The organism is Algoriphagus sp. NF, from assembly GCF_028823735.1.
Lineage (GTDB): Bacteria > Bacteroidota > Bacteroidia > Cytophagales > Cyclobacteriaceae > Algoriphagus > Algoriphagus marincola.
Genome location: NZ_JAPEIB010000002.1, coordinates 51,565 through 75,951, shown reverse-complemented (window position 1 = coordinate 75,951; position 24,387 = coordinate 51,565). Strand labels below are relative to the sequence as shown.

Annotated in this window: 22 protein-coding genes; all 22 read left to right on the top strand. The window is 38.8% G+C overall.

What is annotated here, in order from left to right; genetic code table 11:
• Positions 1 to 3: 3 nt before the first annotated feature.
• Entirely contained in the window at positions 4 to 1,014 is a 1,011-nt protein-coding gene (pseB, locus tag OU792_RS01270; protein WP_222583720.1) for a UDP-N-acetylglucosamine 4,6-dehydratase (inverting), read from the top strand.
• Positions 1,014 to 2,168: a UDP-4-amino-4,6-dideoxy-N-acetyl-beta-L-altrosamine transaminase gene (gene pseC / locus OU792_RS01265; protein ID WP_274669259.1), complete on the top strand. Its 1,155-nt coding sequence runs from the start codon at positions 1,014 to 1,016 to the stop codon at positions 2,166 to 2,168. Before pseB ends, pseC begins: the two co-directional genes overlap by 1 nt.
• Positions 2,161 to 2,838 carry a pseudaminic acid cytidylyltransferase gene (gene pseF / locus OU792_RS01260; protein WP_134202207.1) on the top strand — a complete coding sequence of 226 codons (678 nt, stop codon included), beginning with the start codon at positions 2,161 to 2,163 and terminating at the stop codon, positions 2,836 to 2,838. The genes pseC and pseF overlap by 8 nt, the downstream gene beginning before the upstream one ends.
• Positions 2,835 to 3,647, top strand: a complete 813-nt coding sequence (locus OU792_RS01255; protein WP_274669258.1) for an HpcH/HpaI aldolase/citrate lyase family protein — start codon at positions 2,835 to 2,837, stop codon at positions 3,645 to 3,647. Before pseF ends, OU792_RS01255 begins: the two co-directional genes overlap by 4 nt.
• Entirely contained in the window at positions 3,634 to 4,095 is a 462-nt protein-coding gene (locus OU792_RS01250) for a MaoC family dehydratase (protein WP_134202209.1), read from the top strand. Before OU792_RS01255 ends, OU792_RS01250 begins: the two co-directional genes overlap by 14 nt.
• Complete coding sequence (locus OU792_RS01245) at positions 4,092 to 4,994, top strand: HpcH/HpaI aldolase/citrate lyase family protein (RefSeq protein WP_222583717.1); 903 nt, start codon at positions 4,092 to 4,094, stop codon at positions 4,992 to 4,994. Before OU792_RS01250 ends, OU792_RS01245 begins: the two co-directional genes overlap by 4 nt.
• Positions 4,991 to 5,650 carry a PglD-related sugar-binding protein gene (locus tag OU792_RS01240; protein WP_134202211.1) on the top strand — a complete coding sequence of 220 codons (660 nt, stop codon included), beginning with the start codon at positions 4,991 to 4,993 and terminating at the stop codon, positions 5,648 to 5,650. The genes OU792_RS01245 and OU792_RS01240 overlap by 4 nt, the downstream gene beginning before the upstream one ends.
• A complete protein-coding gene (locus OU792_RS01235) occupies positions 5,647 to 6,642 on the top strand; it encodes a hypothetical protein (protein WP_222583716.1) in 996 nt (331 codons plus the stop codon). Before OU792_RS01240 ends, OU792_RS01235 begins: the two co-directional genes overlap by 4 nt.
• On the top strand, positions 6,632 to 7,630 hold the full coding sequence (gene pseI / locus OU792_RS01230; RefSeq protein ID WP_134202213.1) for a pseudaminic acid synthase: 999 nt from the start codon (positions 6,632 to 6,634) through the stop codon (positions 7,628 to 7,630). The genes OU792_RS01235 and pseI overlap by 11 nt, the downstream gene beginning before the upstream one ends.
• A gap of 28 nt (positions 7,631 to 7,658) precedes the next feature.
• Positions 7,659 to 8,741: a DegT/DnrJ/EryC1/StrS family aminotransferase gene (locus tag OU792_RS01225; RefSeq protein ID WP_026944744.1), complete on the top strand. Its 1,083-nt coding sequence runs from the start codon at positions 7,659 to 7,661 to the stop codon at positions 8,739 to 8,741.
• Positions 8,742 to 10,778, top strand: coding sequence for an NAD-dependent epimerase/dehydratase family protein (locus OU792_RS01220; RefSeq protein WP_222583715.1), 2,037 nt, complete (start codon positions 8,742 to 8,744; stop codon positions 10,776 to 10,778).
• 259 nt (positions 10,779 to 11,037) lie between these two features.
• Positions 11,038 to 12,267 carry a hypothetical protein gene (locus OU792_RS01215; RefSeq protein WP_222583714.1) on the top strand — a complete coding sequence of 410 codons (1,230 nt, stop codon included), beginning with the start codon at positions 11,038 to 11,040 and terminating at the stop codon, positions 12,265 to 12,267.
• Between the two features lie 3 nt (positions 12,268 to 12,270).
• Positions 12,271 to 13,128 carry a glycosyltransferase gene (locus tag OU792_RS01210; protein WP_274669257.1) on the top strand — a complete coding sequence of 286 codons (858 nt, stop codon included), beginning with the start codon at positions 12,271 to 12,273 and terminating at the stop codon, positions 13,126 to 13,128.
• A 4-nt stretch (positions 13,129 to 13,132) separates the two neighbouring features.
• Positions 13,133 to 14,206 (top strand): Wzz/FepE/Etk N-terminal domain-containing protein, encoded by a 1,074-nt coding sequence (locus OU792_RS01205; RefSeq protein ID WP_274669256.1) that lies wholly within the window; start codon positions 13,133 to 13,135, stop codon positions 14,204 to 14,206.
• On the top strand, positions 14,203 to 15,390 hold the full coding sequence (locus OU792_RS01200) for a hypothetical protein (RefSeq protein ID WP_274669255.1): 1,188 nt from the start codon (positions 14,203 to 14,205) through the stop codon (positions 15,388 to 15,390). Before OU792_RS01205 ends, OU792_RS01200 begins: the two co-directional genes overlap by 4 nt.
• Before the next feature lie 2 nt (positions 15,391 to 15,392).
• Positions 15,393 to 16,220: a hypothetical protein gene (locus tag OU792_RS01195; protein WP_274669254.1), complete on the top strand. Its 828-nt coding sequence runs from the start codon at positions 15,393 to 15,395 to the stop codon at positions 16,218 to 16,220.
• Positions 16,213 to 17,109, top strand: a complete 897-nt coding sequence (locus OU792_RS01190; RefSeq protein WP_134202220.1) for a glycosyltransferase family 2 protein — start codon at positions 16,213 to 16,215, stop codon at positions 17,107 to 17,109. The genes OU792_RS01195 and OU792_RS01190 overlap by 8 nt, the downstream gene beginning before the upstream one ends.
• Positions 17,110 to 17,225: 116 nt before the next feature.
• Positions 17,226 to 19,475, top strand: coding sequence for a polysaccharide lyase family 8 super-sandwich domain-containing protein (locus OU792_RS01185; RefSeq protein ID WP_274669253.1), 2,250 nt, complete (start codon positions 17,226 to 17,228; stop codon positions 19,473 to 19,475).
• A gap of 3 nt (positions 19,476 to 19,478) precedes the next feature.
• Positions 19,479 to 20,285: a glycosyltransferase gene (locus OU792_RS01180; protein WP_134202222.1), complete on the top strand. Its 807-nt coding sequence runs from the start codon at positions 19,479 to 19,481 to the stop codon at positions 20,283 to 20,285.
• 47 nt (positions 20,286 to 20,332) lie between these two features.
• Positions 20,333 to 21,961, top strand: a complete 1,629-nt coding sequence (locus OU792_RS01175) for a capsule assembly Wzi family protein (protein WP_274669252.1) — start codon at positions 20,333 to 20,335, stop codon at positions 21,959 to 21,961.
• A gap of 219 nt (positions 21,962 to 22,180) precedes the next feature.
• On the top strand, positions 22,181 to 23,479 hold the full coding sequence (locus tag OU792_RS01170) for a nucleotide sugar dehydrogenase (RefSeq protein WP_274669251.1): 1,299 nt from the start codon (positions 22,181 to 22,183) through the stop codon (positions 23,477 to 23,479).
• Between the two features lie 79 nt (positions 23,480 to 23,558).
• Positions 23,559 to 24,386 carry a polysaccharide biosynthesis/export family protein gene (locus OU792_RS01165; protein WP_246628781.1) on the top strand — a complete coding sequence of 276 codons (828 nt, stop codon included), beginning with the start codon at positions 23,559 to 23,561 and terminating at the stop codon, positions 24,384 to 24,386.
• Position 24,387: the final 1 nt, after the last annotated feature.

Sequence of the window (24,387 nt, the reverse complement as noted above, 5' to 3'; positions counted from 1 at the left end):
TAAATGTTAGCAGGAAAATCCATATTAATAACAGGGGGTACTGGCTCTCTAGGTAAAGCACTTACTGAGCATATTCTAAAGAAATATCCTAATGTAAGAAAGTTGATTATTTTTTCTAGGGATGAACAAAAACAGTATCAAATGTCCCTAGAATATCCTCATGAGGATTATCGACAGATTCGATTTTTTATAGGAGATGTTCGAGACAAAGACAGGCTAAAAAGAGCCTTGAAGGATGTGGACTACGTGATTCATGCAGCGGCCATGAAACATGTTCACATCGCTGAATATAATCCAGAGGAATGTGTGAAAACCAATATTGACGGTGCCAGGAATGTAATTGATGCATGTTTGGAAACGAATGTGGAACGTGTCGTAGCTCTATCAACAGATAAAGCTTGCGCTCCGATTAATCTTTATGGAGCTACCAAATTGGCGTCAGACAAGCTTTTCGTAGCAGCTAATAATATTAAAGGCTGGAATCCTATTCGATTTAGTGTGGTAAGGTATGGAAATGTAATGGGGTCCAATGGCTCCGTCATTCCATTTTTTATCAATAAAAAGAAAGAAGGCGTGCTTCCTATTACAGATCCAAAGATGACCCGGTTTAATATTTCTCTGCAGGGAGGAGTGGAAATGGTCATGCATGCTTTAGAACATGCTTGGGGAGGCGAAATTTTCGTTCCTAAAATTCCTTCTTATAGAATAATTGATGTGGCCGAGGCGATTGGTCCAGAGTGTGAGCAGCGAATTGTTGGGATTCGGCCCGGCGAAAAAGTACATGAGGAAATGATAACGCCTTCTGATTCATTTTATACTTATGATCTGGGAAAGTATTTCACGATTCTACCTACTACTCCGAAATGGAAAGTGAATGACTTTATTCAGAAATTTGGAGCAAAGAAGGTCCCTGAAGGGTTTGCATATAATTCAGAAACAAACTCGGACTGGGAAAGTGTCCAAAGCTTAAGAGCATTAATAAAGGAACATGTAGACCCTAATTTCGGCATTTAATGAATAAAATTCCATACGGAAGACAACACATCACAGAGGATGACATTCAGGCGGTAGTAGATACTCTGAAATCCGACTACCTCACTCAAGGTCCAAAAATCGCTGAATTTGAGCAAGCTTTTGCAGAATATGTAGGCGCAAAGTACGCAGTAGCTGTATCAAATGGTACAGCTGCCTTACACCTGAATGCTATCGCTTTGAATGTCAAGCCAGGAGATAAGGTGATTACAACCCCCATTACCTTTGTGGCTTCTGCCAACTGCGTTCGCTACTGCGGGGGAGAAGTGATATTTGGGGATATTGATCCTGAGACCTACCTACTCGATATTAAGCATGTGAGAGAAATTCTTCGGGCTGATGTTCGACGGGAAATTAAAGGAATAATTCCTGTGAATTTTGCAGGAAGGGTAGTTGATATGCAAGCATATCGGCAATTAGCTGATGAATTTGGTTGTTGGATTATTGAGGATGCCTGTCACTCACCCGGAGGCTTTTTTTTGGATAGTGATCAAAAACAGGTGATTTCAGGGTCTGGTCAATATGCAGATTTAGCTATTTTTTCTTTTCATCCGGTCAAGCATATCGCAGCTGGTGAAGGAGGAATGATTACAACCAATAATGAAGAGCTTTATCAAAAAATCTTAAACCTAAGGACGCACGGTATCCAACAAGATCCTTCAAATCGAATATACGATGACTCTCTCTGGTACTACGAAATGCAAGAGTTGGGATATAATTACCGTCTTACAGATATGCAGGCAGCGCTTGGAAGGAGTCAGCTCTCAAGGGCAGAAGAGGGCTTAAGTCGAAGGAGGGAACTAGCAAATCGCTATTTCGATTTTTTCAAGAATAAGTCTTATGTTTTGGGACAGTCAGGGGTGATAGAAGGACATGCATATCATCTTTATATCCTTGAGGTAAAACAGCGTAAGGAACTTCATAAGTATTTAAGAGATTTAGAGATTTTTGCTCAAATACACTATATCCCGGCACATCTCATGCCTTATTATAGACAGTTTGGATGGAAAGAAGGAGACCTGCCAATTGCTGAAAAGTACTACAGTCAATGCATAAGTATTCCGATGTTTCCCTCACTCTCGGATGAAGAGCAACGTTTTGTGATGGATAAAATTGATGGTTTTTATAATGGGTGATCTTTGTATCATTCCAGCTAGAGGAGGAAGTAAGCGGATTCCCAGAAAAAACATCCGTGAATTTCTAGGAAAACCAATCATAGCATACAGTATTCAGACTGCGTTAGATTCAGGATTGTTTGAGGAGGTTATGGTATCTACCGATGATTTGGAGATTGCCAAAGTTGCTGAGGGTTTTGGGGCGATTGTTCCTTTTTTAAGAAGTAAGGAAAAATCAGATGACTTTTCCCCATTGGCAGAAGTGGTAGAAGAAGTCCTTGAAACATATTTAACAGCTGGTAGAACTTTTGAATTCATATGCTGTCTTCTTCCTACATCTCCATTGACTCAGAATTCAGATTTGCTAGAAGCTCGCCGATTGCTAGAAAATTCTAATTTCGATAGTATTAGACCCATAGTTCCTTTTTCCTATCCTATTCAGCGTGCATTTCGAATAACAGAAGGAGGTGAGGTAGATTTTTTCTTCTCGGAATTTTCAAACCATCGTTCCCAGGATCTTGAGAAAGCATATCACGATGCCGGACAGTTTTATTGGTTCAGGGCCGAATCTGGAATGAAAAAAGGCAAAAGAGGAGCAATAGTCATTTCAGAAAAATATGCTCAGGATATTGATACCCTTGAGGACTGGGAAATGGCCGAGTGGAAGTTTAAAAATTTAAAGCAGATATGAAGTCCTTCTTTTTTGTTCCAGCGGGCAATAAAAAGCTTTTACCAAAGGCTTCCTCCATACCGGCTTCTGATATAGTGATTGATCTTGAGGATGCACTGGGAAATATTCCTATAGAAGATGCAATCCAGAACCTTAAGGACTATTCAGTCAGGGAAAATTGGTGGGCAAGGATTCCTACTACCATCAGAAAAGAGCACCTTAAGGAACTATACACTAGAGGGTTTGGCAAGTTTTTGCTGGCAAAAATTGAATCAAGAGACCAAATAGACGGGTTTATTTCCAAGTCAACCAATATCGCTGCCAAAAATTTATCTTTTATGGTACTCTGCGAAAGCCCTCTTGCTATTGTAAATCTTAGAGAGATAGCTTCACATGATATAGTAGAGGGCCTGGGTTTTGGGAGTCATGATTACTGCCAAGCTGTGGGAATGAAGCATGATTTCGAAAATGTGAATTGGGCTAGACTGAGCGTATTAAACTACTCCAAAGCATTTCAAAAGTTTGTAATTGATATCGCTTCCATGAATATTGATGATGAAAATGCATTCACCGCTGAGTGTGTGGATGGAAAGGATAAAGGATTTGATGGGAAGTTTTTGATTCATCCATGGCAGTTGGATTTATTCCAAAAGCATTGGAAGTTCAATGACGCTGACTTGCAGTTTGCGCTAAAAGTCAAGGAATACATGGATGAAATAGGTGGTGTTCAAAATTTTTCTGTGGCAAATATTGATGGAAAGGTTGTTGAATTACCCCATTTGAACAGGATAGACTTAATTTTAAAATCTAGCAACTATGGAGGCCTCTAAGCTTGGCAGTTTTTTCGAAAGTTTTCAGGTGGGGGATGTAATCGAGCATTCTCTTTCTAAAACCATCTTCGAGAGTGATAATAATCTCTTCAGTTTATTGACGATGAACCACCACCCGGTCCATCTCAATGCAGATTACGCATCCAAGCAACATCATGGTCAAATTCTTGTCGTAGGCACCTTAGTATTTAGCTTAGTAGTCGGAATTACAGTTCCGGATATCAGTGGTAAAGCGATAGCAAATCTGAACTATGAGTCAGTGAATCATCTTCACCCCGTTTTTATAGGTGATACAATTTATGCCAAGACGGTGATCCTTGAAAAAAGGGAATCTAAATCCCGAAAGGACTCTGGACTTATCAAAGTAGAAACGATCGCCTTTAATCAAGATGGAACAGACGTCTTGAAATTTACTAGGACAGTTTTGGTAAAAAAGGCTCAACCATGAAGAATTTTATTCAAGCCCATTTGATGCGAAGTTTGATGTTTGTTCCAGCGCATCGGGAAAAGTTACTGGAAAGTGCCATCAATCGATCTGCAGACGTGCTTTTGTTGGATTTAGAAGATTCCGTCCAGCCTGCCGAAAACAAGGTCATCGCCAGGGAAAATATCAAGAATTGGGTTTCTAAAGGGAAATTTGCAGACTTTTTGGTTTTTCCCCGAGTTAATGACCGCGAAAGCGGAGAGTTACTTCGAGATGCTTATGAATTAACAATAGAAGGAATTCATGGTTTCATGTATCCCAAATCAAAAAAAGGAGAAGATGTTTATTTTTTTGATAAGCTCCTAGAGACTATTGAATACGAAAAAGGTATCCCGGTGGGTACTTTCAAGATTATTCCACTAATAGAAACAGCTGCTGCTGTTCTCAATGCACAGGAGATTTGTCAGGCTTCCGACCGGGTGATTGCAATTGCCTATGGCTGTGAAGACTTTATTGCAGATTTAGGAGGGATCCATGATGAAGAAGGCCAAAGTTTATTTACTCCAAGGGCCATAATCGCTATGGCTGCAAAGGCACATGGTATCCTTCCAATCGATACGGTTCATGTTAATGTTCATGATTTGGAAGAGCTTGAACAAAACCTAAAGGTTGCCAAGAATCTGGGCTTTGAAGGGATGATGGTATTAAATCCGAAAGAACTTGAGTTGGTTCATCGGTATTTTTCTCCTTCAGCCAAGGAGATAAAAGATGCTGAAGAGATGTTAAAGTTGGCAGATCAAGCCAAAAGTCAAGGAAATGGAGTGGCCATGATCAATGGGAAATTTATCGGGCCGCCAATGATTTTAGCAGCACAAAAGGTTCTAAAGAAAAAAATGCTCATCGAAAAGAAAAACTCAAGGTGAAAAAATTAATAATTATCGGGGGATTTGGAAACGGAACTGTTGTACAGTCAACCGTCGAAGACATTAATGAAAAAAATCCCACTTGGAACTTACTTGGCTTCCTGAATGATCGAGAAACAGACCCAATCAATGGCTATCCAGTTCTTGGCAAAATAGACGCAGAAACAGTTTCCAGGTTTTTGAAAGATCCAGATGTGTATTTTTTCTATTCTTTGATTTCGGTAAAGCTCAATTTTAAATTTCTCGGAAAGCTTCATGATCTTCAGATTCCTCAGGATCGCTTTGCTACACTAATTCATCCAACCGCAGTCATATCTAAATACGCTAAAATTGGTCACGGAACATGTATTCAGCCCTTCGTGTCAGTAGGTCCGAATACCCATATCGGAAATCACGTGCAGATATTTGCCCAAGCTCTTGTGGGACACGGAGCGCGATTAGATGATTATAGTTATGTGGCAAATAATGCTTGCATAGGAGCGGATGTCCATTTGAAGGAAGGGGCATATTTAGGAACAAATGCTACTACTCTAGAGTTTGTGTCTTTAGGTAAGTGGTCTGTGACGGGAATCGGTACAGTAGTGCTGAAAGATGTTCCAGATTACGCAAAAATGGTCGGAAATCCGGCTCGGCAGATTGGGAGTGTAGCTGAATGAAAATTCTTTTAAGGGTAGATGCAGGAGAGGGGATAGGTCTAGGGCATTTTGCAAGATCGGTATCATTAGCAAATGCGCTGAAGCACAGAGGCCATCTTATTGATTTTGTGTGTAAAGAATCAGATTTTTGGAAGGAAAAAATTGATTCTGGTTTTCCTCATACCGTATCAGTTCTCCATAAAGGAAACAATGAAATTGATTTTTTGAAGGATGGAGGCTATGATCTATTGTATGTTGATGGAAACATAAACTATAGCTTTGAAGAATCCGAAGGGATAAAAAAATATGTTCCTATATGCATGTACCAAAATCTAACTGAGGCTAAGGTCTTTGCCGATGTATACATTTTGCCTTCCATTCACCAGAATAGTGGTTTTTTCCAAGACTTTGGGGACTCAACCAAGGTCTTTCAAGGTCTTTCATATTTTACCTTTAATGAGTCACTTTACGCTCTTGAGCCCATTGAGATCCGCTCAGAAATAACCAAGATAGGAGTAGTAACCGGAGGAAGTGACCCCAGAAATATTTTGTCTGGTGTTTATAAATTGGTAGAAAACCTTGAAAGTTTAGATGGTATAAAGTTTGATTTTTTTGTTGGTGAAAGCTTTTTACATAAAGGGAGTATACCCAAATCAAGTGTGTATCGAAGATTTATTCCTTTTGATTACTCCATCATTACTACTGGTGATCTTGTGATTTGTGCTTTTGGTGTTTCTACATACGAAATGATGGCTTTGGGAATCCCTATTATCTCGGTAGGTCATCAGCCTAGTACTTCAGAAGCAGCCCAATACCTTGCCGACCAAACGGAATCGATCCTTCATTTGGGGCTATATGATCAATTGACCAAAGCATCGCTTCAATCAGCCATTAATAAAATGCGCAAGGAAGAGGTAAGAAAACTTTACAGCAAAAAAGCACGAGGTGTGGTGGATCTAAAAGGAGTAAGCCGAGTGGCAGACATTATAGAAAGCAACTTCAATGCAAAATAAAACCTATATCATAGCTGAGCTATCGGCGAATCACAACAATGATTTTGATCTCGCAGTCAAGACCATTGAAGCAATGGCAAGTTCAGGAGCTGATGCCGTAAAAATCCAAACATATACTGCTGATTCGCTGACTTTAAATGTGAAGAATGAATATTTCGGACCTTTGAAGCAAGGGCTCTGGCAAGGTCGCACGCCCTATGAATTATTTCAAGAGGCAAGTATGCCCTATGATTGGCAGCCCAAACTGAAGCAAGTTGCTGAATCCCTAGGTCTTGATTTTTTTAGTTCTCCTTTTGACCGTGAAGGAGTTGACTTTTTGGAAAATGAAGTAAAAGTAGAGCGGTATAAAATCGCATCTTTGGAAATCTCTGATATTCCATTGATTAGTTATACTGCTTCTAAAGGTAAGCCGATGATCATCTCTACTGGAGTTGCCGAACTTGCAGATATAGAGCTTGCTGTTAAAGCCTGTAGGGATGAAGGAAATGAGGATATTACATTATTGAAATGCACCTCAGAATATCCTGCCCCCTTTGAAATGGCTAATTTGAGAACTATTCCCAATCTTCGAGAGACTTTTGGTGTGAAAGTTGGTGTATCGGATCATACTATGGGAAGTACAGTTCCCGTTGTGGCAGTAGCACTTGGTGCTGAAGTTGTTGAAAAGCATTTTATCCTTGATCGCTCCCTAGGGGGACCGGATTCTGCATTTTCAATGGAACCTGAGGAATTTGCATTCATGGTTCGGTCAGTTCGAGAGGCTGAGGCTGCATTAGGAAAGGTGAGCTATAAAGTCAGCGAAAAAAGTAAAATAAGGAGAAGATCCCTTTTTGTGACAGCAGACATCAAAAAGGGTGAAAAATTTACAGAAAGCAATATTAGAAGTATTCGACCTGGGTACGGTTTGCATCCGAAGCATTTTCATGAAGTTTTAGGAACTCATGCTACCAGGGATTTCAAAAAAGGTGAGCCTTTAACCCTGTCGTGATTTTAATTTTGGTAGATATCAGAATCTTATGATACCAGTAACAAAACCATTTTTGCCTCCTCAGGAAGTCTATGACTCCTATCTGAAAGGTATTTGGAAAAGGCAATGGCTTACAAATATGGGGCCTTTGGCTAGCGAATTAGAGATTCGAATTAGAGAGCGAGAAAATTTAAAATATGCATTATTCGTTACCAACGGAACCATTGCCCTTCAGATTGCTATCAAAGCTTTGGGATTAAAGGGGGAGATTATTACCACACCTTTTTCATTTGTAGCAACCACCAGTAGTATTGTTTGGGAAGGCTGTAAGCCGGTATTCGTAGATATTGATCCGGATTCATTGAATATTGATCCAGATAAAATCGAGGCCGCCATCAATGAAAATACCACTGCAATTCTAGCCACTCATGTCTATGGTAACCCTTGTGATGTGGAGAGAATTGAAAAAATTGCTCAACGACATAACTTGAAAGTTATTTATGATGGGGCTCATGCATTTGGTGTGAAGATCAATGGTAAGTCAATATTTGATTACGGGGATATTTCGGTTTGTAGCCTTCATGCAACAAAACTTTACCATTCTATTGAAGGAGGATTGATTTTTACCAAAGATCCCAATCTGGTAAAAAAAATGGAGCGAATGAGAAATTTTGGTTTTGATGGACCATCTAATTTTTCCGAATTGGGAATCAATGGAAAGAACTCGGAATTTCATGCTGCAATGGGTTTGGCAAATTTAGACTTCTTCGACTCAATCCTTGAGCAGCGTACGATGCTTTCGGATCGTTATCGTCAAAAATTGAAGGGTCTCAAAATTAAATATCCCAAATGGCATGAAAATGCTTCCAATAATGCATCCTATTTTCCTGTCGTTTTCGATTCGGAAGAGACTATGCTCAAATGCGCTAATCAATTGAAACTGCGCGAAATATTTACCAGAAGGTATTTCTATCCCTCCCTATCCAGTATTTTACCATATTTAGAAAATTCTGAAATGCCTATTACAGAGGAAACGGCCAAAAGGGTTCTTTGTCTTCCCCTGTATTTTGACTTGGCTATAGAGGAGGTTGATTTGATTTGCAGAATAATTTTAAGAGCACACGAAAATTAAATGATTAATAGCCATAGCAAGCAATATACTATTGGAATAAGCTGTATAGGAAGTGGCGTAGGGGAGTCAGTAATCAATTCATGTAGACTTTCTAATCTTCCACTCAAAAAAGTAGGCTTGGGGACAAACCCATTTGCCTACGGTGCCTATGCATGCGATGCAATGGATTATACCCCTACGATTTATGCTTCAGATTTTGTCGATGAACTGATAAAAAAATGTATTGAGCATAAGATCGATTTTCTCATCCCGGGGAGAGATGATGAGGCTCATATTTACTCTCAAAATAAAACCAAATTTGAGAAGTCAGGTATCAAAATTCTTGCTGCCTCTGAAGACATGATTGCCTTGTGTAGGGATAAAGAACGGATGAGTTTGGAGCTAAATCCAATCGCAGATGTTTTTGTAAAGTGTTTTCAGAAAGAAACAGTACTAGATGCCATAGCTGAAGGGGAAGTTAGCTTTCCTTTGATTGCTAAACCTAGAAGTGGTTTTGCCTCTAAAGGGGTAGAAATAATCCAAAGTGAGGAAGATTTTCATCTAATTACCGAAAATCATATCCTTCAGGAGTTGGCCGTTCCGGTAGAGGGAGATCCAAATTATGATTTTTTTATCTCTGAAATTTCAAAAAATAGAAACCCTCAAGTTGCGGAAATTTCCATTCAATTGGTCTTTGGTAAAGATGGGGAGCTCTTGGGAAAGATGGCTACCTATAATAAACTAAGTAGTGGAATTCCGATTGAAATTTTGCCCTATGAAGACCCTTTGATTTGGGAGACGGTGGACCGATTGCTTCCCGAGTTTCTTAATCGCGGTTTGGTAGGTCCTCTGAATATTCAGGGAAGAATGACAAAAAGAGGCCTTAAAGTTTTTGAAATGAATCCCCGTTTTACAGGGATCACGGGTTTACGAGCGTTAATGGGCTTTAATGAAGTCGAAGCATGCATTAAAAGTTGGTTGAATATCGGAGATCAGCCTTCTTTTCTTGAATTTAATCCTCGCAGATTTGGTATTCGTCAGACGGCTGACAGGGTAATGGGGCTTTCAAAAAATGATAAAATCACAGAGATTTTTTCAGCTATAAATAAGGATAGATTTTCTCCTCGAAAGCGAGTTCTTATTACCGGAGCATCAGGGTATTTGGGACAAAGTCTGGTGAAGAATCTTCTCGACCAAAATAATTTTGACCTTATTCTACTAGGTCGAGATAAAAAGAAACTAGAACAGTTGTTCGGAGGACTAGTTTATAAATGTATTGATTTTGAGAGTCTTGATCAGGGTGATTTTGATCTTGGAACCATAGATATCGGATTGCATGTAGCATTTGCTAGACCCTATCAAGGCAATCAGGCTATTGCTGAAAGTCTTGAGCTGACAAGTAGGCTCTTTTTAAAATTGGCTGCTCATCATGTTCCTTTGATTATAAATATTTCTTCCCAAAGTGTCTATGGTAAAGAGAGTGGGGAGCATTGGACAGAGTTGAGTCCCGTGGCACCTTTAGGTGTCTATGGACAAGCAAAGTATTCCACTGAAGTGATTCTACAGAATTTGAATAGGATTTACCCGCAGCTCAAAACAGTATCACTTAGGTTGGGAACCCTTTGCGGAGGTCAGCCAGGATTGGAACCGGTTGATGTCCTGTCCAAAATGGTATTGCAGGCTGAGAGTGAGGCAAAAATACAGCTTTTCAATGGCCAGATATTGGTAGAAAGGCTAGACGTCAGAGATGCTTCAAGAGCTATTGTAAGTATTCTTCAAAAGGATCCTGATCAACTCGATGAACTTTATAATATCGGAGCTATTTCAGTTTGTTCTTTATCTGAGATTGCCGATTGGATTGCTGAAAAAGCTTCATCCAATATAATAGTTGAAGACTTTAAAAATGACTTTTCAAGTGTCGGTAGGTTAGATAGCAGCAAGTTCCAATCTCAATTCCAATGGAGACCGGTTCACACCATGAGGGATACTATCGACTCTCTTTTTCAATTTTTTAATTCAACCACAATTTCCAGTAGTGTTTCATCTAAAAGAAATTAAAGACAACATTCTTTCTTTTGAAAGAGACCATGACCTTTCTGATTGGAAATATCAGGGGATGGATATTTGGCCAATTCTTAGATCCTTGGTTTTTGTAGAGTGTAGAAATGAATTGAACTCTCGACAAAATGCGGTGAAGCTTGATTGGCTTAGAAAATCAAAAAGAAAACGAGTACGGTCTTTTTTGAGGAAGCTAAAAGTTAAACTAGCATTTAGGAATAAAGATTTAGCTCAGACCGAAAAGCGTGTTTCAAAAAGCATGAAAGCAGATCCTACTCCAGCACATGCCATGTTTTTTGGCTCTTGGTATTTTAGAACCACTTTTAAGGGTCGTTTTATTAATAAGTTTTTTTTCCCATTGACTCAAATAATTGAAAATAAATTTCATCTAAGATCAATCGAAGTAGAGTATTCTACCGGCAATAAGTTCAGGTCTGAGTATAAGCAAATAAGTGATGAAATAGAATTTATTGATGGGTATGAACCAGGGGCTTACGATGAAAGTAGAATCAAGTGGCTAAAAAATGACTCAAGGTTTGTAGGTTTTTTTGATTCGCTCTCAAGACTCGGAGTACCTAAGGATATGGCCGATATCATGGCTCACAAGATTGAAAAGATTTATCGGGAATCTTTTCGTTTTGAGCAACTTTTTTCGAAATACCAGCCAAAGATGGCTTTTTGCTTGACTTTTTTTAACGAGCAAATGTTTGCCATGCTTTTTGCTGCTTCAAAAGCCGATGTGAAATCAATAGATATCGGACATGGGTTCCCGTCCGATCCCGAGAATCTCATTTACAGCAGGTTTGGGGATTATCCAAAAGAGGGATACAACACCTTCCCTGACTTTTTCTGGGTTTGGGATGAGCCTGTGAAAGAAGCTATGAATCAGTGGATACAAGGGCAAAACAAGCACAGAGTTTTGGTAGGTGGAAACCCTTGGCTTGATTTTATTATTCCGACATTGTCACAAGAAAGTCTTTCTCCAAAAAAAGTAATCCTTTACACTCTGACGGTTAATCGCCCGGAGCATTTCATCCTCGATGCCATGAGAAACTCACAGGATCGATTTGAATGGTGGGTTAGACTTCACCCTGCTATTTCCTTAGCAAAGGAGGAGGTAAGAGAAATGTTTGAGAAAAATGGCCTGACAAATTTCAATTTAGATGAAGCGAATCGGCTACAATTACCGTTTTTGTTAAAAAATTGTGATGTTCATATTTCCAGGAATTCCAGTTCTATATTTGAAAGTATTTCTATGGGAAATACACCAATTCTTATAGATGAAGAATCCATTAACTACTACTCAAGCTACATCAAAAAGGATTTGGTAAAGCTTCTTCCCCAAGAAAATGACCAGTCACTTTTACTCGCTATTGAACAAGTAATGAAAAAACCAAAAGGCAAAAATCAGAGCTCTACAAAAAGCCTTGAGGCATTAAGTTTTCTATTTGAAAGCCTCCTATCAGAATTGCCCTTAAAGGCTTTATAGTATATGGTAGATTCAGATATCCCTTTGGTAAGTATTAGCTGTCTTACCTATAACCACGGAAAATTTTTGAAGGAAGCTCTTGACGGGTTCTTGATTCAAAAAACAGATTTTCCTTTTGAGATTTTGATCCATGATGACGCTTCGACAGATGATACCGTTCAAATTATTTTAGATTATCAAAAGAAATATCCTGATTTGATCAAACCCATTTTTCAAGAAAAGAATTTATGGTCCCAGGGTACAAGAGCCTTGTCTGCAACGTATAATTTCCCAAGAGCACAAGGAAAGTATATTGCCATGTGTGAAGGGGATGATTTTTGGACAGATCCATATAAATTACAGAAGCAGGTGGATTTCTTAGAGAATAATCCTGACTATGTAGCTTGTGTTCATGGCGCTCATTTTTTTGATGAGTCATTGAATTCAAGAGTCGAAACAAAATTTGAAAAAGTTAAAGGGGATTTTGATCTTGATCTTTTCAAAATTTTTCATGAATCGGGTGGAGTATATCCTTCTTGTTCCATTATGATGCGAAATACTCCGCCTTTTTACCCGAAAGAATTGTTGAGATTTCCCTCAGGTGATTTGACCTTAATTGTTTTTTTGAAGATGAAAGGGAAAATCCGCTTTATGAAAGGCCTTTGGGCTACCTACCGTATTCATGCAAACGGGGTATATCAAGGCGAAAACCGTGGTATTAAAAATATTATAAAAAACAGGTACCTTATTCAGGAATATTATTCCAATCTTTCCAAAAAACTCCCAAAAAGTAGTACTCGAAGACTTCTTTTTATTTTCAAAGTAAAGAATTACCTGAGCATCATGTATTTGAAGATGAAAGTTCTAGTAAAACCAACTTGATCTTATGGATTTTAATCTGTTTTTAAAACACTTAGAACGGAATAAATTTCAAGCACTTGCGATAATTATTGCTTTCGCTGTGCTTGGAGTTATTTATATCATATTTACCCCAAAGTCTTATCGGGCTGAAACGCTTTTACTTCCTGAGTCAAAAAGCTCTTCGAGCTTGGGTGGTTTGGGGCAAATTGCTTCTTCAATTCCTGGATTGGGATCATTTTCACTGGGCGCTTCGGGGTCGGATGCTATCAGGCCTTCATTATATCCAAGTATAGTTCAAAGCACACCATTTGTTCGTGAATTTGTAGATTATACTTTTTATCATCCAGATTTCAAGGATAGTGTGAATTTAACGTCTTATGGTCAGAATTACGCTCCAACTAATCCATGGTCTGTTCTGAAGAAATATACCATTGGGTTACCAGGTGAAATAATTTCAGCTGTAAGAAATATTGGAAATGAGGAAGAAAATCCTCCCTCGACAATTTTTGATAAAGTCAAAAAGGAAAAGGGATTTTACAGGCCTACAGTCGGTGATTTCAAATACCTGAATGCGATAAAAGAAATTGTATCAGTTACAGTCGATAAAAGTACGGGTATCATTCGGGTGAGTGTTCAAACCACTAATCCCGTATTGTCTGCTTATCTCACTGAATTCACAAAGAATTATCTTGTTTCTTATGTGACCAAATATCGTCAGGATAAACAAATTCAACAGGTTGATTTTCTGACAGCTAGGAATAAGGAACTCGAACAAAAATTTTTAGAAGATCAGTCGCGGTTAGCTAGCTTCAAGGAGAAAAATCTCGATATAAGAAGTCCTTATTTACAAAATCAATTGGAGAATTTATCATCTCAATATGAGCTGTCCAAGTCTTTATATTTTACTGTAAATAGCCAGCTTGAGCAAGCGAAAATAAAGCTTAATGAAGAGACCCCAATTTTTGCAGAAATAGAGCCTGTGTCCATTCCTGCCATCAAAAGCAAGCCTCAAACAATGCTGGTACTCTTCTTGATGGGCTCTTTGGGTGTATTGACAGCAGCTTTATTTGTATTGATCAAAATACCTAAGCAAAAGTGATAAGGCTTTCTGCCAAGTCTGTAGAGAACCTCAAACTATCAAGTCTCTATATTCTTTCATCTTCTATTGTTCTAAGATTTGATTTTTTATTTGGAGGAGCTAATCGATTTGTACCCTTTCGGGTATTGATGCTTCTCACACTTTTTTGGTTTTTCGCACAGTTTTTCGAACCCTTCCGACCCTCTCGATTATCCAAAGCCACGCTTTTCTTCCTTAGCATTTTCCTGCTCTATTTCAGTTTGGCCCATTTGTATTGGGTTGATTCCATGGAAAGCTTGGGGCCATTTTTGAGAAACCAATTTCACTTTGTTTATATCCTGGCAGGATATTTTTTGACCAACTATCTAGCTACAGGCCTATCAAAAGATCAGATCCAAACCTTGGTGAAGTTTATCATTGGACTTGTATTGACAGTTGTCTCCCTTGAGACTTCACTCAGATATTTGATGCCCACCTTAGATCTGAATTCTGAAAGCACAGATTATTTGATAGAAATCTATACTGGGGCCCAACAAGGACTCTCTTTGGACACCTTTTATTTTTTTAAGATGTCTAGCGTCATGTTTTTTGACTCTAATTATGTGGGAGCTTTCCTACTCATCTTTATTGCCTTGCACTTGTTCGTTGATTATAGATCCTACTTGAGAAGAAATCTTGTCTCCGCAATATTTTTACTATTGATTTTCTTCACTCTGAGTAGGGCAGCAATTTTTGTTACAGGACTCTGGCTAGCATTTAATTTTTGGGACTCAAGGTCTTTCGTTCCAAAATGGGTTTTTGCCATCATCTGTGTGATGGCCTCCATCCTTACACTTTTTATTATTCAGGATAATGTTGCATTTACAGATGGAAGCTTCATAACCAAAATCCAAATTCTGGAGGGACTATCTGGATTCTTTGAGCAGGATTTGCCTACTGCCCTCTTTGGACTCGGGTATGAAGTTGGAGGGTATTTATATTCTTATATGTCAGGGGGGTATGCTCATATTCATTTGGCTATTTTACTAGGTGAGTTAGGACTGATAGGCACCCTTATTTACTTTGCATATTGGTATTTTATAGGAATTCAATCCGGCTCCAAGGTTTTATATATATTCATTCCTTTCTTTATAGTTGGACTTAGTTTGGCTGACCCTTGGGAGGTAGGGTACTTTTGGGCCTCTGCAATCATAGCCAGGTTATAGTTATGATTAATGTCTTGGTTTGTGCTTTTCAATCGGGTATAAATGGACTAGCAAGTAGTCTACCCGAGCCAAAGGATACAGTGAATTATTTTATTTCTTGGCAAGGCGAAAATATTGCTTTACTCCCAGTCCCCTCAGGCCTAGCGAATAGGTCTGATGTCAAGCTATCCCGATTGGAAGGGAAAGGGCTTTCTAGAAACAGAAACAACTGTATCAAAATCGCGAAAGAATACCAGGCAGACGGATATTTTTTGATTGCTGATGAGGATGTTGATTTCTTGGATGGATTTGAAAATCAAATAGAAAATGCTTTTGCGACTCACTCTGAAGCTGATCTTTTATGTTTCCAAGTAAAGTCAAAAGAAGAGAATCATCCATTTAAGAATTATCCTCTTAAAAGTCATCCGGTTTCATTAAAATCAATCGATAGGATTTCATCTATAGAGATCGCTGGAAAAATGGAGGTCTTGGATCAAGTCCGATTTGATGAGCGACTTGGTTTAGGGGCCGAGTTTCCCTCAGGAGAAGAAACAGCGTTTTTAGCTGATTGTATCAGATCAGGAAAAAGAATATTCTATTGCCCCGTGGCCATTGTCAGCCACCCTTTTGAGACTTCTGGAAAAAGACGGGTAAATATGTTTTCTGATCAAGCTTTACAATTGGTAGGTGGGCGCTCCTACAGAATTTACGGCCCCAAAATATCCCAAGTCTTTTTTTTCTACTCAGCAATCAAAAATTACGGGAAGTATAAGAAGACTAGGTCTTTTTTTTCCTACTTAAAGCAGCTTCATTTAGGTGTCAGGAAGTTTAAAAACCTAAAAATTGGCTAAAGTTTCAGTCATTATTCCTAGCTATGGAAGGCCAGAATTTCTTCAAAAGTCTATCCAAAGTGTGCTTAGTCAATCTTTTCAAGATTGGGAATTGATTGTAGTAGATGACAATGGGGTTGGCAGTGTTTCTCAAGTTCAAACCCAAACCTTATTAAATGAATATAGAGATGATCCTAGGATTCACTACCACATACAAGAGGAAAATAGGGGAGGCTCAGCTGCTAGAAATATCGGGTGGAAATCCGCGAGTGGAGAATTCATTTGTTTCTTGGATAATGATGATGAGTTTTATCCGGAAAAGCTCAAAGCTCAAGTACAATCATTGGAAAGGACTGGTTTAAAAATGACCGTTTGTAGATTTGACTCCTTCAAAAACGGTAAAAAGGTTCGGACCTCAGCCAAAATACCTGAGATGGATAGTTATTTAATTCCTTTCGCTTTGGGTAAAATTAATTTTGCTTCGGGATCAACCCTCATGATTTCCAAATCGCTACTGGAAAAAGTAGATGGGTATGACGAGACTTTTCGCCGGAAGCAAGACATTGAATTGATGATAAGGTTATTAGTGGAGGAGAGCCTGCATGTGGATGATCAGATTTTGGTTCGTTTGAACATAGATGATCGTGCCAATATTCCTGCGGTGGAAAACTTCAAAAAGTTTCAAAATCTCTTCAATTTAAAATTCAATAACCTATTCGAAACTTTTCCTGAAAAAGCCCAACAGGAGATGAAGCAGTATGAGATAACAGAATTAGCGAAAGTGGCACTTTGGAACAAAGATTGGAAACTGTTTCTAAGACTTTTTTTTACAGGAGGACTCAATTTTACTACTCAATTCAATTTGGGGACAGACTTGATCCAGAAATTTGTAACTTATTATTTGAAATGAAATTCCAAGAAATATCAATAGGCAAGGCAAGGCTTAGTTTAACTTTTATCCTATTGTTTGTTTTTAATTTTCTCTCAGCACAAGACTTGGCCAGTGTCAGAAAAAGGCTGACTGAAATGGGAGCTTATAAATCTGTGCTTCGATATGAGGATAAGAATTGGTCTTACCAAACCTTCAAAAAGAAAATCAATGACTCGAATGGGGCTTTTTTTAGAACTAATCCCCGACCTACCTCAGCGGATATTAAAAAGGATTTACTTCAAGAGGTATTTTATTTTTTGAGAATGCAGTCTGAGGGGAAGGAACCTGTCGAGATCAATGAGATTAAAGAGCGATTGTACAAGACTTTGGCCTGGTGGGTGATTGATAAGCCACAATTCCGGTGGACGGATAGTGCCCTAGATCAACCAAGGTATCTGGGCACCATTTTGATCCTACTTTATGATACCATGAAAGCGGATTTAGCCGATCCAAAATATGCCCCAAGGATTAAGAGAATTCAAGAAGAATCGGCTAATTATCTCCGTTACACCTGGAATTTTGGAAAAGCGGAGGATCGTTTTCTCAATTTAGGAGATGACTTGAATGAGGATGTTCAGAGGATGGGAAATGTAGGCTATAGGCTTTATGCTATGACTGCTATTTCGGCTGCATTGGACCGTGAGGATTTGATGGGGTCTGTCTCAAAAATTGCTGAGAATCAGATTCAATTTCATATCAATACCGGGCAAAGCCATCCGATCGCTTTAATGCCTGATTTTGCTTTGCATCAGCATAATTATGGAGGAGGTCAAATGTACAATCTTGGTTATGGACTAGATTGGTTTAACGATTTTGTTGCTTATGCCTACTATGTAAAAGATTCCAAGTGGGCTTTGGAAAAGGATCAATTGAAACTACTTGCTGGGTTTTTAGAAAAAGGTATTTATCCCTTTTTCCTCGAAAATAATCAACTGGTCCAACAGGCGCTTGGGCGACATAATCAGGTGAAGTCAACTTGGATCAAATTTCCTGAAAGCAGAGCTAAACTGCTGAGAAGCTTTTTTTCAGAGGGTTCTGCTGAAAGAATCGCAATAGATCGAGTCCTATCAGATCTGGATTTCAAGAAAAATACTGGATTCCATAGTTTTTACAGCTCAGATTTTCTAATAGCAGATCTGCCCAAATATACAGCCTCCGTCAGATTAGTATCTGATAGAACATCAGGTCAGGAAAGCGGTGATCAAGGTCAAAGAAATGGGATGCAAAACTTTTTCAGTTCTGACGGAAGTTTTATCCATTATAAGCCTGGCTTTGATGAAGTGAAGGGTGCCTGGGATTGGCGTAAAGTACCTGGAACTACAGCAGCTCTTATCGACTATCCACTACCTGCAGTGCCTTATGGTAAAAACTATTCAGGTTTTTCCAGCTATGCAGGTGTCTTGAATACAGAGAAAGGCGCTCTTATAGCAGGCAACTTGCGCAGAAAGAGTGGAAGCTATCAATTGGAGATGGTGAAGTCATATCTTTTGCTCCAAGATGTCGTGTTTTTCTGGGGGTTTGGATTAAAGTATGAAGATAAAGATGAAGTCCATACCACTGTAACCCAAGAATCTCTTCATGAAAATGCATTGTTTTTAAATGGGAGCGAAAAGTTATCACTTGGCTTGGGCTTTGAAAAGCATATGGAAGCAGATATTCCCATTGGAGTTTGGAATGACGACACTGGCTACATTATTTTTCCTGTGGAGGAAAAAGATATTCAAGTAAGTTTGGTCGCCAAGCCAACAAATACGAAATGGGAGCAGCTAGACCAACGAAATAAGCCTGAAAATAATGAAATACCGCTTTTGACGATCAGTGTCAAGCATGCTGAAAATGCAACAATGTACAACGACTCTTATTTTTATATGATGATCCCAGAGATTAGTAAGGAGGAATTTATTCAATTATACAATGAGGGTGCAGTAGATTTCCCATCTTTGGGAATTGAGCAGTTTACGTATTCAGGATCTAAGTTTTCGCTTGTCCATGATTCCTCTGCTTGGTTTGTCAACTTCAGAAAAGCTGCTAAATCTGAGTTTACTATTTCTGATTATAAATTTTCTGTTTCAGGGCTTATTGGAGGAGCCTTCCAATTCAAAGATGAAAATTTAAACCTTAATATCACCCAAATGGAGAAAAGGGAAAGTATTGGTCAGGACTTCTTGATTACAATTGATAATTTTGGTCCAATTAATATATCTTCGCCTTCAGTCCTGTCACAACCGATAAAAGTTCAGAATTCGCAATCGGGAATTCAAATATCAGGAAATACCGAAACCAAAAATCCACTAGAGTTTGGTTCAACTTTCCGTTTTGACATACCTTTAAAATCCCAACAATAACTTTTGAAATTTTCTGTCCTTATCTCGATCTATTTTCGAGAAAAACCCGAAAATCTGCAATTAGCTTTTCAAAGTCTGGTCGATCAGACTCTTCAAGCAGATGAGATCATTTTAGTCAAAGATGGTCCTTTGACTCCTGAGTTAGATCAAATGATCAATATTTTTCAGGATTTATTGCCGTTGAAGCTCGTTGTCTTACCTGAAAACAAGAGCTTAGGTTATGCCTTAAATGAGGGACTAAAGCACTGTTCGTTTGAATGGGTAGCAAGAATGGATACAGATGATCTCTGTCATCCGGAGCGCTTTGAAAAGCAGGTGGCTTTTGTAAAAGCAAATCCTGATATTGACTTGATTGGGGCAAATATTACCGAGTTTATAGAAGCTCCCGGTGACCTGAGCAGAAAGAAAAACGTTCCAGAAAAACACGAGGATATTATTCGATTTGCATTTAAAAGATGCCCTTTTAATCACCCTACTGTCTTCTTTAGAAAATCGGCCATTTTGGAGGTAGGATCTTATCAATCAATGATCTTATTTGAGGATTATTACTTATGGTTTAGATTGATTAAGGCGGGAAAGAGATTTCATAATCTTCAAGATTCTCTGCTTGATTTTCGACTAGGAAAAGATATGCTGGGCCGTAGACAGGGCTTACAATATGGCTTAAATGAAGCAAGGTTTTTTCTATTTGCATATCGAGAAGGACTAATACCATTCAATTCACTGGTTCGCTTTCTTCTTCGATTTCCTATACGTATTATGCCTCGTTGGTTCACCTTGTTTGTTTATAATACCTTTTTGAGGAAATAAATTTGAAAAAAGGTCTCCTTTTTGTTGGGTCTTGGCTCATTTTTTTCTTGAACTCATTTAGTCAACAGCTCAATGTTGGCCTTCCGATTTATGAAGAGTATTATCGGAGGCAACAGTTGGCTGGAGAGCTAGGTAGTATGCACTCCTTTATGGTTCGTCCTTTGAGGTTGCCAGAATTAAATAAGGATTTGGAGGACGATCTATTTCTCCAAATCATCGAAGAAGAGACGAAAATAGGTTTATTAACTCTTCCTTTAATTTCTCGAAATACCTACAATTCTAAGAGGCCTTACGGTTGGGGTAATAAAGGGATGCTACCCAATGTTGGGTTTCAGACATATCTAAGTACAGGGATATTTGCAAAACTTGGATTTTTTGAATTGCAATTGCAGCCGGAGTTTGTTTTTGGACAAAACAGGCCATTTGTAGGCTTTGGGAGTGATTTTTCTACCCCAGTTCTACAATCAAGGTTCTTTTATTGGAATAATGGAGATAACCCTGAGCGATTTGGGACTAGCCCAAATAATCGGCTATGGTGGGGACAATCTTCAGCAAAATTGAATTTTGGCGCCTTCGCTATTGGGATTTCAACCGAAAATATTTGGTGGGGACCAGGGCAATTCAATTCACTGACATTTAGCGATAATGCAGAAGGTTTTCCGCATATTACGCTAGAGACCAAAAGGCCAGCAAAAACCTTTCTTGGGAATTTTGAAGGTCAATTGATCGTGGGGCGTCTGGAAAATAGTTTGCAGCCACCTACACAAATTGATTTTTTGAATCAACGATACTTCAAAGAATTTGATGGGGATTGGCGTTATTTAAATGGGATTTCAATCAGTTATAACCCCATATTTCTCCCAAATTTGTTTTTTGGTTTTAGTAGGACCTTTCAACAATACAATAGTCTTAAAGGAGACAAGTTTTTAGATTGGTTTCCGATTTTTGAAGTATTTCAAAAAGAAGGCTTGTTTTCAAATGGTAATTCCGTTAGCTATGATAGCAAAGGTCAGGATCAGCAAGTTGTAGTTTCTTTTAGATACCTGGTTACCTCTGCCAAATTTGAAATTTATGGAGAATATGGGCGAAGAGATCACGCTTTTAATTGGCGGGAGTTTATTCTTAATCCCGAACATGCCCGAGCATATTTGATAGGCTTTCAAAAATTAATTGCCTTAAACAAAGGGGATGATTTCCTTCAAATAAGAGGAGAATACACCCACCAGCAGGAATCTGTCAATCGGTACATTCGGTATCCTGGCCTAATAGGTAATCAGACTTGGCATACGCACGGGCTTGCACGAGGCTTTGTGAATAGAGGGGAAGCTTTGGGAGTAGGGGCCGGAGTGGGATCGAATGTAATGAGCTTTGAAGTATCAAAAGTCTCTAAACTCAATAAGCGGGGAATCCTTCTAGAACGTCTTGCAAATCATCAGGATTTCTTCTACCGTGCGTTTGGTAGAAGTTCTGGGAGACAGCCATGGATTGACTACAGTATCGGCCTGTTGTGGGATCAATCTTTCAAAAATTTGACTATTGGAAGTAAAGCCCAACTTATCTCCAGCTATAATTATCAATGGAAATCAAATTTATCAAGTAGTCGGGATTTTCCACAAAAGAATCTTGACTTGGCACTCTATTTAAATCTAAACCTACTCTACCGATTTGGAGATTGAAATTGTTGGAAGAGGTTTTTTTTCAAGCCTTTTCTATTAGTTTTGCCCTGAGTTTGAAGTGAGTAATTTTGGTACTCACTCTTATCTTTTCGATCCTCAGTATCAGTTAATCTTGAGGGTTAGACATATTCTAACTGATGGACATTTAGGTTTCAAGTTAATTTGGGACTGAAAGGGCGAAGCTGTTTCGGATTTTAACTATTAACAATATTAGTTTTTATGCTTAAATCACTTAATGAATCAAAAATTGGCATCATAGGGCTTGGATATGTTGGCCTGCCGTTGGCTGTGGAGTTTGCCAAAAAATTCCCGGTGGTTGGGTTCGATATAGATCAAAAGAGAATAAATGACCTAAATGAGGGACACGATTTCACGCTGGAAGTGGAGGATGAATTACTCCAATCAGTGTTAGTGAAAAGTAGCCCAAAAATAGGGTCCAAGGGCCTTTTTAATACGGCTTTATCTGAGGATCTATCAGATTGTAATATTTACATTGTTACAGTTCCAACCCCTACAGATAGGCACAATCGCCCGGTATTGACTCCCATGATTAAGGCTTCAGAGAATATCGCAAAATATCTCAAAAAGGGAGATGTGGTCATCTATGAATCTACGGTATACCCAGGTGTGACAGAAGATGATTGTGTACCTGTTTTAGAAAGAATCTCAGGACTAAAATACAATGAGGACTTTTTTGCAGGCTATTCTCCAGAAAGAATCAATCCTGGAGATAAGGAGCATACAGTAGCAAAGATCTTAAAAGTGACGTCAGGAAGCACGCCGGAAGTTGCTGAGTACGTCGATCAGCTTTACAAAACCGTAATCATCGCAGGTACGCATAAGGCTTCTTCAATAAAGGTCGCTGAAGCAGCAAAAGTGATTGAAAACTCACAACGCGATATCAATATTGCTTTCGTGAATGAACTTTCAAAAATCTTCAATCTTTTGGGTATCGATACCAATGAGGTACTTGAGGCTGCCGGCACTAAGTGGAATTTCTTGAAGTTTAAGCCAGGCTTGGTAGGTGGACATTGTATTGGAGTAGATCCTTTTTATCTTGCTCAAAAAGCCCAAGAAGTAGGCTATCATCCAGAGATAATTTTAGCCGGTAGAAGACTCAATGACAGTATGGGTAAGCATGTGGCTACCGAAACGATCAAACACATGATGCGCAAGGATCTGAAAGTGATTGATTCAAAAGTTTTGATTTTGGGCTTTACTTTCAAAGAAGATTGCCCTGATGTGAGGAATACCCGCGTTATTGACATTTACAATGAGCTAAAGTCTTTTGACATGGATGTGGATGTCTTTGATCCTTGGGCCAATTCTCAGGAAGTAGCGCATGAATATGGATTGACTTTACTTCCCGAGTCCCCGCAACTTGAGGATTATTCTGCAATTATCTTAGCCGTGGCACATAAAGAATTTAAAGGCATGGATATTTCTAAATCTGCCAATCGAGTGGTTTTCGATGTGAAGGGGATTTTAGGGAAGGGTTTAGTCGATGCGAGACTTTAAATTTCCCAATAGTAAAGTCTAATATTTTACTAATTTTGAAACAAAATTTCTGAATAGAGTAATTCTCAAAATTCTTTTTATGCAAAAATTGATTAGACCAATAATTTTTGGGTTGGTACTCGTTGCCGCCCTTTTTTCTTGTGTTTCCAATAAAAAAGTGATTTACATGCAGGAGCTCGAGGAGTCTTTGGGGCCGCTTGTAGAGTCTAGTGATCGATATGGCTATCAAACAGAAGACTACCTTTTACAGGTCAATGATATTGTAGAAGTAAGTATCAAAACTACCGATCCAGAGCTTAATAAGGTTTTCAACGTGGTAGTAGCTGAAAACAACAATATGGCTCAAATGGGAGGCTCTCAAGGCGCAGGGGATGCTTTCTTCATGAATGGTTACACGCTTGATGATCAAGGAATGGTAGAAATACCCCTTGTTGGCGAGCTTAAATTTTTGGGATTGACAACCAGAGAAGCAAAAGAGCTTGTAGAGTCTAAGGTAGTTAAATATGTCAAGGAGGATGAATATTTCGTGCGCGTCAGATTAGGGGGGGTTCGATTTAGTGCTTTGGGAGAATTTAACCAATCAGGAAAATATACAATTCTCCAAAACAGGGTTACGATTTTTGAAGCAATTGCCTTCGCAGGTGATTTAAGTAGACTAGCCAAGCGAGATGAAGTTCTCCTTGTAAGACAATACCCTGATGGTTCTCAAATTCATAAAATCAATTTGCTTGACCGGGAGCTTTTAGGCTCCGAGTATTACTTTTTGAAGCCAAACGATATGATTTATGCCGAACCGATGAAAGTAAGGGAAATCGGTGCAGGGAATACCTTGGTAGAGACTTTGACGCTATTTACCACCACAGTGACAGCGATTGCGCTCATTTTGACTTTGATCCAAAATAATTAAA

Bases quoted from the DNA above. Each gene is read 5' to 3' on its own strand.
- pseB (WP_222583720.1), top strand. From the start codon at position 4: ATGTTAGCAGGAAAATCCATATTAATAACAGGGGGTACTGGCTCTCTA.
- pseC (WP_274669259.1), top strand. From the start codon at position 1,014: ATGAATAAAATTCCATACGGAAGACAACACATCACAGAGGATGACATT.
- pseF (WP_134202207.1), top strand. From the start codon at position 2,161: ATGGGTGATCTTTGTATCATTCCAGCTAGAGGAGGAAGTAAGCGGATT.
- OU792_RS01255 (WP_274669258.1), top strand. From the start codon at position 2,835: ATGAAGTCCTTCTTTTTTGTTCCAGCGGGCAATAAAAAGCTTTTACCA.
- OU792_RS01250 (WP_134202209.1), top strand. From the start codon at position 3,634: ATGGAGGCCTCTAAGCTTGGCAGTTTTTTCGAAAGTTTTCAGGTGGGG.
- OU792_RS01245 (WP_222583717.1), top strand. From the start codon at position 4,092: ATGAAGAATTTTATTCAAGCCCATTTGATGCGAAGTTTGATGTTTGTT.
- OU792_RS01235 (WP_222583716.1), top strand. From the start codon at position 5,647: ATGAAAATTCTTTTAAGGGTAGATGCAGGAGAGGGGATAGGTCTAGGG.
- pseI (WP_134202213.1), top strand. From the start codon at position 6,632: ATGCAAAATAAAACCTATATCATAGCTGAGCTATCGGCGAATCACAAC.
- OU792_RS01225 (WP_026944744.1), top strand. From the start codon at position 7,659: ATGATACCAGTAACAAAACCATTTTTGCCTCCTCAGGAAGTCTATGAC.
- OU792_RS01220 (WP_222583715.1), top strand. From the start codon at position 8,742: ATGATTAATAGCCATAGCAAGCAATATACTATTGGAATAAGCTGTATA.
- OU792_RS01215 (WP_222583714.1), top strand. From the start codon at position 11,038: ATGAAAGCAGATCCTACTCCAGCACATGCCATGTTTTTTGGCTCTTGG.
- OU792_RS01210 (WP_274669257.1), top strand. From the start codon at position 12,271: ATGGTAGATTCAGATATCCCTTTGGTAAGTATTAGCTGTCTTACCTAT.
- OU792_RS01205 (WP_274669256.1), top strand. From the start codon at position 13,133: ATGGATTTTAATCTGTTTTTAAAACACTTAGAACGGAATAAATTTCAA.
- OU792_RS01195 (WP_274669254.1), top strand. From the start codon at position 15,393: ATGATTAATGTCTTGGTTTGTGCTTTTCAATCGGGTATAAATGGACTA.
- OU792_RS01185 (WP_274669253.1), top strand. From the start codon at position 17,226: ATGGGAGCTTATAAATCTGTGCTTCGATATGAGGATAAGAATTGGTCT.
- OU792_RS01170 (WP_274669251.1), top strand. From the start codon at position 22,181: ATGCTTAAATCACTTAATGAATCAAAAATTGGCATCATAGGGCTTGGA.
- OU792_RS01165 (WP_246628781.1), top strand. From the start codon at position 23,559: ATGCAAAAATTGATTAGACCAATAATTTTTGGGTTGGTACTCGTTGCC.